This is a genomic window from Pseudoalteromonas sp. JC28 (assembly GCF_013319255.1).
GTDB lineage: Bacteria > Pseudomonadota > Gammaproteobacteria > Enterobacterales > Alteromonadaceae > Pseudoalteromonas.
Genome location: NZ_QOKX01000006.1, coordinates 365,369 through 374,113 on the forward strand (window position 1 = coordinate 365,369; position 8,745 = coordinate 374,113).

The following is an 8,745-nucleotide window of genomic DNA, read 5'->3' on the forward strand; positions in this document are numbered from 1 at the left end:
GACGATGGCGAAACTGCATGAAGTGTACAAAGACAAAGTGGTAAAAGAGCTTCAAGAGAAGTTCGGTTACAGCTCTGTCATGCAAGTCCCTCAGATCGAAAAGATCACACTTAACATGGGTGTGGGCGAAGCCCTAGCTGACAAGAAAATTCTAGAAAACGCAGTAGCAGACCTAGAATCAATCTCTGGTCAGAAGCCTCTAGTGACGAAAGCACGCAAATCAGTTGCTGGCTTTAAGATCCGTGAAGGTTACCCAATTGGCTGTAAAGTAACCCTACGCGGCGAGCGTATGTGGGATTTCCTAGAGCGTTTAGTCTCTATCGCGATGCCACGTATTCGTGACTTCCGCGGTGTTAGCGCAAAGTCTTTTGACGGTCGCGGTAACTACTCTATGGGCGTACGTGAACAAATCATCTTCCCAGAAATCGATTATGATAAAGTAGACCGCGTTCGCGGTATGGATATCACAATCACTACTTCTGCGAAAACAGATGACGAAGGCCGTGCGTTGTTAGAAGCGTTCAACTTCCCATTCAAAAAGTAAGGGTAGGGTTATGGCAAAGAATTCAATGAAAGCACGTGACGTAAAACGTGCTAAATTAGTTACTCAGTATGCTGAAAAGCGTGCTGCGTTAAAAGCTATCATCAGCGATGTTAATGCATCTGATGATGAGCGTTGGGATGCAGTGTTAAAGCTACAGTCTTTACCACGCGATTCTAGCCCTTCACGTCAACGTAATCGTTGTAACATCACGGGCCGCCCTCATGGTTACCTTCGCAAGTTCGGCTTAAGCCGTATTAAAGTTCGCGAAGCAGCGATGCGCGGTGAAATTCCTGGCCTTAAAAAGGCTAGTTGGTAATAGAATCACGGGAGTAAGACATGAGCTTGCAAGATCCAATTGCGGATTTGTTCACACGTATCCGTAACGGTCAGTCTGCGAAGAAGGTATCTGTTTCAATGCCAACTTCAAAGCTGAAAGTAGCTGTAGCTAAGGTACTTAAAGACGAAGGTTATATCACTGACTTCGCAGTATCTGGTGACGTAAAAGCAGAATTGACTATCGAACTTAAGTACTTCGAAGGCAAAGCTGTAATCGAAAACATCCAGCGTGTTAGCCGCCCTGGTCTACGTATCTATAAGAGACGTGACGAATTACCTAAGGTAATGGGTGGTCTAGGTATCGCTATCGTATCAACTTCTAAAGGCCTGATGACAGACCGCGCTGCGCGTACCGCTGGCGTTGGTGGTGAAATCATTGGCTTTGTAGCTTAATCGGAGGGGAACTATGTCTCGTATAGCGAAGGCTCCAATCAATGTTCCTGCCGGTGTTGAAGTTACAATTAACGGCCAGGACATCAAAGTTAAAGGCAAGAACGGTGAATTAACTCGCACAATCAACGATGCGGTTGAAGTTTCACTAAACGACAACGTTATCACTACAGCTCCTCGTGAAGTTGCTAATGCTTGGGCTCAAGCTGGTACTGCACGTGCGCTAATCAACAACATGATTGTTGGTGTTAACGATGGTTATGAGAAGAAACTACAGCTAGTAGGTGTTGGTTACCGTGCGGCAGTTAAGGGTAATTCATTAGATTTAACCCTTGGCTTTTCTCACCCAGTGAACTTCGAGATCCCAACAGGTATCACTATCGAAGCTCCAAGCCAGACTGAAATTGTTGTTAAAGGCGCAGACAAGCAGTTAGTTGGTCAAACAGCTGCTAACATCCGCTCATACCGTGAACCAGAGCCTTATAAAGGTAAAGGTGTACGTTACGCTGATGAGCACGTGCGTCGTAAAGAGGCTAAGAAGAAGTAAGGTAAGACGATGGATAAGAAAACAGCTCGTCTACGTCGTGCTAAGCGCACTCGTAGAAATATTATCGAACAAGGCACAACACGTCTTGTTATCCACCGCACGCCACGTCACATTTACGCTCAAGTAATCAATGCTGAGGGTAATGTACTGGCTGCTGCTTCTACTGTTGAAAAAGCAATTGTTGAAACAGTTAAAGGCACAGGCAACATCGAAGCGGCTCAAGCAGTTGGTAAAGCAATCGCTGAGCGCGTAGCTGACAAAGGCGTTGAAAAAATCGCTTTTGATCGCAGTGGCTTTAAATATCACGGCCGTGTGAAGGCGCTAGCTGATGCTGCGCGCGAAGCCGGTCTGCAATTCTAGGAGTAGACAATGGCTAACGTAGAAGCAAAAGCACAACAGCCTGAATTGGCTGAAAAGCTAATCGCGGTAAACCGTGTGTCTAAAGTGGTTAAAGGTGGTCGTATCTTTAGTTTCACTGCACTAACAGTAGTTGGTGATGGCGCTGGTAAAGTAGGTTTTGGTTATGGTAAAGCACGTGAAGTTCCTGCTGCTATTCAAAAAGCAATGGAAAAAGCACGTCGTAACATGATCACTGTTGAACTTAAAGGTAACACGCTACAGCACCCAATCAAGGGTCGCCACGCGGGTTCTAAAGTTTACATGCAGCCTGCATCTGAAGGTACAGGTATCATTGCAGGTGGTGCGATGCGTGCAGTACTAGAAGTAACTGGCGTACAGAACGTACTATCTAAAGCATACGGTTCAACTAACCCGATCAACATCGTTCGCGCAACTATCGCAGCGCTAGAGAATATGAATTCTCCAGAAGGTATTGCTGCGAAGCGTGGTCTTAGCGTTGACGAAATCTTGGGGTAAGACACCATGGCAAACACAGTAAAAGTAACTCAAGTACGTAGCTCAATCGGTCGTTTACCGAAGCATAAAGCTACATTACGTGGCCTTGGTTTACGTCGTATCAACCACACTGTTGAGCTAGAAGATACGCCAGCAGTTCGCGGTATGATCAACCAAGTTTCTTACATGGTTAAGGTTGAGGGGTAATTCGATGAACTTGAATACACTTTCACCTGCTGCAGGTTCAAAAACAGCTGGTAAGCGTCTTGGCCGTGGTATCGGTTCTGGTCTTGGTAAGACTGGTGGCCGTGGTCACAAAGGTCAAAAGTCACGCTCTGGCGGTAAAGTACGCGTTGGTTTCGAAGGCGGTCAAATGCCTATGCAACGTCGTCTACCTAAGTTTGGTTTCACTTCACGCAAGTCTCTTGTGTCTAAAGAAGTGAATCTATTCGAAATCGCTAAAGTTGAAGGCGATGTGGTAGATCTAAACGCGTTACAGGCAGCTGGTATCGTTAAAAAGAACATCCAGTTCGTAAAAGTTGTAAAATCTGGCGAAGTTTCACGCGCTGTTACTGTTAAAGGCATGAAAGTGTCTAAAGGTGCACGCGAAGCTATCGAAGCTGCCGGAGGCAAGGTAGAAGACTAAGGAAGTACGCTATGGCTAAACCAGGTCAAGATATGCAAAGTGCACAAAGTGGGCTTGCGGAACTGAAGCGCCGATTACTATTCGTATTGGGTGCTATCATTATTTACCGTCTGGGCTCTTTTGTGCCAATCCCTGGGATTGACGCCGCTGTACTTGCCGAATTCTTCGAGCAACAAAAGGGCACCATTGTTGAGATGTTCAACATGTTCAGCGGTGGTGCGCTTGAGCGTGCATCGGTATTGGCGCTAGGTATTATGCCGTACATCTCGGCTTCGATTATTATGCAGCTATTAACGCACATACATCCTGCGATGATAGAGCTTAAGAAAGAAGGTGAGCAAGGGCGTAAGAAAATCAGCCAGTATACGCGTTATGGTACGCTTGTGCTTGCTACATTCCAATCGATAGGTATCGCTACTGGTCTACCTAACATGATGGAAGGCCTAGTTGTGAATCCAGGCTTCGGCTTTTATTTCACAGCTGTAGTGAGCTTAGTCACGGGAACTATGTTCCTTATGTGGTTGGGCGAACAAATCACTGAGCGTGGTATCGGTAACGGTATCTCAGTTCTAATATTTGTTGGTATTGTAGCTAACCTGCCGTCTGCAATTGGTTCGACAGCAGAAATGGCGCGCCAAGGTGATCTGCATATTTTAGCATTGTTATTGATTGCGGTAATCGTATTCGCCGTAACTTACCTAGTTGTGTTCTTCGAACGTGGTCAACGTCGTATCGTTGTAAACTATGCGAAGCGTCAACAAGGTCGTCAGGTATTTGCTGCTCAAAGCACGCACTTACCACTAAAAGTTAACATGGCGGGTGTTATTCCACCAATCTTTGCTAGCAGTATCATTTTGTTCCCTGGTACAATAGCAAGCTGGTTTGGCCAAGGTGAAGGTCCGGTCGCTGATGTGCTACAAGCTATCTCAGCAGTATTGACTCCAGGTCAACCACTGTATGCGATGGTATTAGCTGCGGCTATTATCTTCTTCTGCTTCTTCTACACTGCGTTGGTGTTTAACCCGCGTGAGACAGCAGATAACCTGAAAAAATCTGGCGCTTTTATTCCAGGCATTCGTCCAGGTGAGCAGACATCTAAATACATTGATAAAGTGATGACACGCCTGACATTGGCAGGTGCTTTGTATATAACCTTTATCTGTCTGGTGCCCGAGTTTATGACTATGGCATGGCAAACGCCATTCTACTTCGGCGGTACATCGATTCTGATTATCGTTGTTGTCATCATGGACTTTATGGCACAAGTACAGACTCATATGATGTCACATCAATATGATTCTGTGCTGAAAAAAGCGAACCTTAAAGGCTACGGCCGTTAAGGTCAGTTTACGGAGTTGAGTAATGAAAGTACGTGCTTCCGTTAAGAAAATTTGCCGTAACTGCAAAGTAATCAAGCGTGCAGGTGTTGTACGTGTGATCTGCAGTGAGCCAAAGCACAAGCAAAGGCAAGGCTAAGCAAATTAAGTCGTGCAGGCTGAGTAACTTTACTTAGCCTGTTTCTTTGGTAAAACTTGAATGTCGGTTGGGTATCCTATACGGGCTTTCCAGCAAGATGATAATCAAGTTTATTTATAGGAGATATGTTAGTGGCCCGTATCGCAGGCATTAACGTTCCTGATCATAAGCATGCTGTTATCGGTTTAACAAGCATCTATGGTGTAGGTAAAACTCGCGCTAAGGCGATCTTAGCTGCGACAGGTATCGCTGAAACTACTAAAATCGGCGAGTTAAATGACGAAACACTTGACATCCTTCGTGAAGAAGTTGGCAAGTACACTGTTGAAGGTGATCTTCGTCGTGAAGTTACACTAAACATCAAGCGTCTTATGGACCTTGGTTGTTTCCGTGGCTTACGTCACCGTCGTTCGCTACCACTACGTGGTCAGCGTACTAAGACTAACGCGCGTACTCGTAAGGGTCCTCGCAAGCCTATCAAGAAATAAGGTGGGGTAAGTTATGGCAAAAGCACCAATTCGTCGTAAAAAGGTCAAAAAGCAGGTTGTTGACGGCATGGCTCACGTTCATGCATCTTTCAACAACACGATTGTGACCATCACTGACCGTCAAGGTAATGCTCTTTCTTGGGCGACTGCAGGTGGTTCAGGTTTCCGTGGTTCTCGTAAGTCTACTCCATTCGCTGCACAGGTCGCTGCGGAGCGTGCAGGTGTTGCTGCACAAGAGTACGGTCTTAAGAACCTAGAAGTATTCATCAAAGGTCCAGGTCCAGGCCGTGAGTCTGCTGTTCGTGCATTGAATGCTGCTGGTTACCGTATCACTAACATCACTGACGTGACGCCAATTCCACACAATGGTTGTCGTCCACCGAAGAAACGTCGCGTATAACAATAGGTTAGGAGAAAGAACATGGCAAGATATTTGGGCCCTAAGCTCAAGCTGAGTCGTCGTGAAGGTACTGACCTGTTCCTTAAAAGCGGCGTAAGAGCAATTGACTCTAAGTGTAAACTAGAAACAGCACCTGGTCAGCACGGCGCACGTAAAGGTCGTCTATCTGATTACGGTTTACAGCTACGTGAAAAGCAAAAAGTTCGTCGTATCTACGGTGTACTAGAAAAGCAATTCCGTAACTACTACAAAGAAGCTGCTCGCCTTAAAGGTAACACAGGTGAAAACTTGTTACAGCTTCTAGAGCAACGTCTAGACAATGTTGTATATCGCATGGGTTTTGCAAGCACACGTGCTGAAGCACGTCAGCTAGTAAGCCACAAAGCGATTATGGTTAATGGTCGTGTTGTTAATATCCCTTCTTTCGTAGTTACTCCTGAAGATGTAGTAGTAATTCGCGAGAAGTCTAAAAAGCAAGCGCGTATCATCGCTGCTCTAGAGTTGGCTGAGCAACGTGAAAAGCCAACTTGGATTGAAGTTGACGGTAAGAAAATGGAAGGCACTTTCAAGCGTCTACCAGAGCGTTCTGATCTGTCTGCGGACATTAACGAACAACTAATCGTCGAACTTTACTCGAAGTAAAGTTAAGAGTTAAGAGAGGATAAAATGCAGGGTTCTGTAACCGAATTCCTAAAACCAAGATTAGTCGATATCGACGCTGTAAGCTCAACGCGTTCTAAAGTAGTTTTAGAGCCTCTAGAGCGTGGTTTTGGCCACACACTAGGTAATGCTCTACGTCGTATACTTCTTTCATCTATGCCTGGTTGTGCTGTGACAGAAGTTGAAATTGACGGCGTATTGCACGAGTACAGCGCGAAAGAAGGCGTACAAGAAGACATCATTGAAATTCTGTTAAACCTTAAAGGTCTAGCGGTATCTCTAGAAGGTAAAGATGAAGTTTTCCTTACCCTGACTAAGTCTGGTGTAGGCCCTGTGACTGCGGCTGATATCCAGCACGACGGAGATGTGACTATCGCCAACCCTGAGCATGTCATTTGTCACTTAACTGCTGACAATAGCGAAATCAGCATGCGCATTCGTGTTGAGCGTGGTCGCGGTTATGTACCGGCGTCTAGTCGTTTATCCTCTGATGACGATGAGCGTCCAATCGGCCGTTTGTTGCTAGATGCATCATTCAGCCCGGTTGAGCGTATTGCGTACTCGGTTGAGTCAGCTCGTGTTGAGCAGCGTACAGACTTAGATAAACTAATCATCGATATGGAAACGAACGGCACTTTAGATCCTGAAGAAGCGATCCGCCGTGCGTCAACTATCCTTGCTGAGCAGTTAGATGCATTCGTAGACCTACGTGATGTTTCTGAGCCAGAAGAGAAAGAAGAGAAACCGGAGTTCGATCCGATTCTACTTCGTCCAGTTGATGACTTAGAACTAACTGTACGTTCTGCAAACTGTCTGAAAGCCGAGCAAATTCAATATATCGGTGACTTAGTACAGCGTACTGAAGTTGAGCTTCTGAAAACACCAAACCTTGGTAAGAAGTCTCTAACTGAAATTAAAGACGTGCTAGCTTCACGTGGTCTATCTCTAGGTATGCGCCTAGAAAACTGGCCACCTGCAAGTCTAGCTGAGTAATCTAAGTTACTATATTAGTTTAGTTAGAAGGATAGGGTCATGCGCCATCGTAAGAGTGGTCGTCAATTAAACCGTAACAGCAGCCATCGCAAAGCGATGTTTAGCAACATGGCTGGTTCTTTGGTGAAGCACGAAATCATCAAAACTACTTTGCCTAAAGCAAAAGAGCTGCGCCGTGTAATTGAACCTTTAATCACACTGGCTAAGACTGACAGCGTAGCAAACCGTCGTTTAGCGTTTGCTCGCACGCGTGATAAAGAAGTAGTTGGTAAATTGTTCTCTGAGATCGGTCCACGTTTCGCGGATCGTCCAGGTGGTTACACTCGTATTCTTAAGTGTGGCTTCCGTACAGGTGACAATGCGCCAATGGCTTATATTGAACTACTAGATCGCCCAGCGACAGAAGAAGTTCAAGAAGACGCGCAGTCTGCAGAGTAATTAGTCTTTTTAAAGACACAAAAAAGCCGAGCATAGCTCGGCTTTTTCTTTTTATATCCCTTAAGACTTTTGCGCCTGTTTATAATAACTAAACGCTCTCTCATATCTTTTGGTCACTATTCTTATTAGCTTCATTTATAAAGTTAGCAATTGAAGAACCTGCAACTGCTAACTCATACATTACCGACAATGTATTCTGCTCTAATCAACATAAAAATTGAACTTGGTCCAGTTGATAAAATAAAAGAGGGCTTACAGCTATTCATCTTCTACAACAGTAGTTTTTAGGAGTTATCTCAATTCCCTCAGCCTAAACTGAATAGATTCAGTTTAGGCCGGTTTGTTTTATAGATAGTGTTCACCAAGTCCATACTAAAAAGTGCTATCTATAGTAGACACACCTCTCTTACATATTTGTAGATTCGAAAATTGTGTTAATTAAACTAGAAAAGTCGCCTTTAGAAAGCCTAATATGCCTTATTAACGTGTTAAAAATGAACGTTTCGGCTTTTTTTTGCTCGAGCGATCTATTTTTTGCAATTTTCTTTAAAAAAAGGGTTGCACTAAAATCGGATCGCCCTATAATGCGACCCCACTGACACGGGGCGCTACGCTGAAAAGCAAAGCAGCAACGAGTTAGCGTCAAATAAAACTTAAGTTCGAAACTTCTTCTCAAGAAATTCAAAATTAAGTGTTGACAAAAAGTTGGGAATGCTTAGAATGCACATCCCTCGAAACAACGAAATGTTTCGAAACGTTCTTTAAAAATATGAAGCAATCATCTGTGTGGGCACTCGTACAGATTGAGTTCTAACAGCAGATTCTAGTTCGCTAGATGACGCAAACAAATTTAGAGTCTCAATTGTAACTGAGTGACTATATAGTCAATTCGTTTTGATTTTACTTTTTTGAAAAGTAGAAACAAACAATCAGAATTCAATGAGCACGAAGCTTAGGCTTCAAAAAACTTTT

At 44.5% G+C, this 8,745-nt stretch carries 15 protein-coding genes; all 15 read left to right on the forward strand.

Annotated elements, in window-relative coordinates; genetic code table 11:
- The first annotated feature begins 4 nt into the window (after positions 1-4).
- The 15 genes from rplE (at position 5) to rplQ (ending at position 7,773) form a co-directional block, all read left to right on the forward strand.
- Complete coding sequence (gene rplE, locus DS891_RS15585; protein ID WP_010378262.1) at positions 5-544, forward strand: 50S ribosomal protein L5; 540 nt, start codon at positions 5-7, stop codon at positions 542-544.
- A gap of 10 nt (positions 545-554) precedes the next feature.
- Entirely contained in the window at positions 555-860 is a 306-nt protein-coding gene (gene rpsN / locus DS891_RS15590; RefSeq protein ID WP_010378264.1) for a 30S ribosomal protein S14, read from the forward strand.
- A gap of 20 nt (positions 861-880) precedes the next feature.
- Positions 881-1,273: a 30S ribosomal protein S8 gene (rpsH, locus tag DS891_RS15595; protein ID WP_010378266.1), complete on the forward strand. Its 393-nt coding sequence runs from the start codon at positions 881-883 to the stop codon at positions 1,271-1,273.
- 13 nt (positions 1,274-1,286) lie between these two features.
- On the forward strand, positions 1,287-1,817 hold the full coding sequence (rplF, locus tag DS891_RS15600; protein WP_010378268.1) for a 50S ribosomal protein L6: 531 nt from the start codon (positions 1,287-1,289) through the stop codon (positions 1,815-1,817).
- A gap of 9 nt (positions 1,818-1,826) precedes the next feature.
- A complete protein-coding gene (gene rplR / locus DS891_RS15605; RefSeq protein ID WP_010378271.1) occupies positions 1,827-2,177 on the forward strand; it encodes a 50S ribosomal protein L18 in 351 nt (116 codons plus the stop codon).
- A gap of 9 nt (positions 2,178-2,186) precedes the next feature.
- A complete protein-coding gene (gene rpsE / locus DS891_RS15610) occupies positions 2,187-2,693 on the forward strand; it encodes a 30S ribosomal protein S5 (protein WP_010606806.1) in 507 nt (168 codons plus the stop codon).
- Positions 2,694-2,699: 6 nt separating this feature from the next.
- Positions 2,700-2,879, forward strand: coding sequence for a 50S ribosomal protein L30 (rpmD, locus tag DS891_RS15615; RefSeq protein ID WP_010378276.1), 180 nt, complete (start codon positions 2,700-2,702; stop codon positions 2,877-2,879).
- Positions 2,880-2,883: 4 nt separating this feature from the next.
- Positions 2,884-3,318, forward strand: a complete 435-nt coding sequence (gene rplO, locus DS891_RS15620) for a 50S ribosomal protein L15 (RefSeq protein ID WP_010378278.1) — start codon at positions 2,884-2,886, stop codon at positions 3,316-3,318.
- An 11-nt stretch (positions 3,319-3,329) separates the two neighbouring features.
- Complete coding sequence (secY, locus tag DS891_RS15625; protein ID WP_010606805.1) at positions 3,330-4,658, forward strand: preprotein translocase subunit SecY; 1,329 nt, start codon at positions 3,330-3,332, stop codon at positions 4,656-4,658.
- A 22-nt stretch (positions 4,659-4,680) separates the two neighbouring features.
- Complete coding sequence (gene rpmJ / locus DS891_RS15630; RefSeq protein WP_002959476.1) at positions 4,681-4,794, forward strand: 50S ribosomal protein L36; 114 nt, start codon at positions 4,681-4,683, stop codon at positions 4,792-4,794.
- A gap of 131 nt (positions 4,795-4,925) precedes the next feature.
- Entirely contained in the window at positions 4,926-5,282 is a 357-nt protein-coding gene (rpsM, locus tag DS891_RS15635; RefSeq protein ID WP_010378282.1) for a 30S ribosomal protein S13, read from the forward strand.
- 13 nt (positions 5,283-5,295) lie between these two features.
- On the forward strand, positions 5,296-5,682 hold the full coding sequence (rpsK, locus tag DS891_RS15640) for a 30S ribosomal protein S11 (protein WP_010378285.1): 387 nt from the start codon (positions 5,296-5,298) through the stop codon (positions 5,680-5,682).
- Positions 5,683-5,703: 21 nt separating this feature from the next.
- Entirely contained in the window at positions 5,704-6,324 is a 621-nt protein-coding gene (gene rpsD, locus DS891_RS15645; protein WP_017218390.1) for a 30S ribosomal protein S4, read from the forward strand.
- Positions 6,325-6,348: 24 nt separating this feature from the next.
- A complete protein-coding gene (gene rpoA, locus DS891_RS15650) occupies positions 6,349-7,335 on the forward strand; it encodes a DNA-directed RNA polymerase subunit alpha (RefSeq protein WP_010378288.1) in 987 nt (328 codons plus the stop codon).
- 39 nt (positions 7,336-7,374) lie between these two features.
- A complete protein-coding gene (rplQ, locus tag DS891_RS15655; protein WP_010606804.1) occupies positions 7,375-7,773 on the forward strand; it encodes a 50S ribosomal protein L17 in 399 nt (132 codons plus the stop codon).
- The last annotated feature ends 972 nt before the right edge of the window (positions 7,774-8,745 follow it).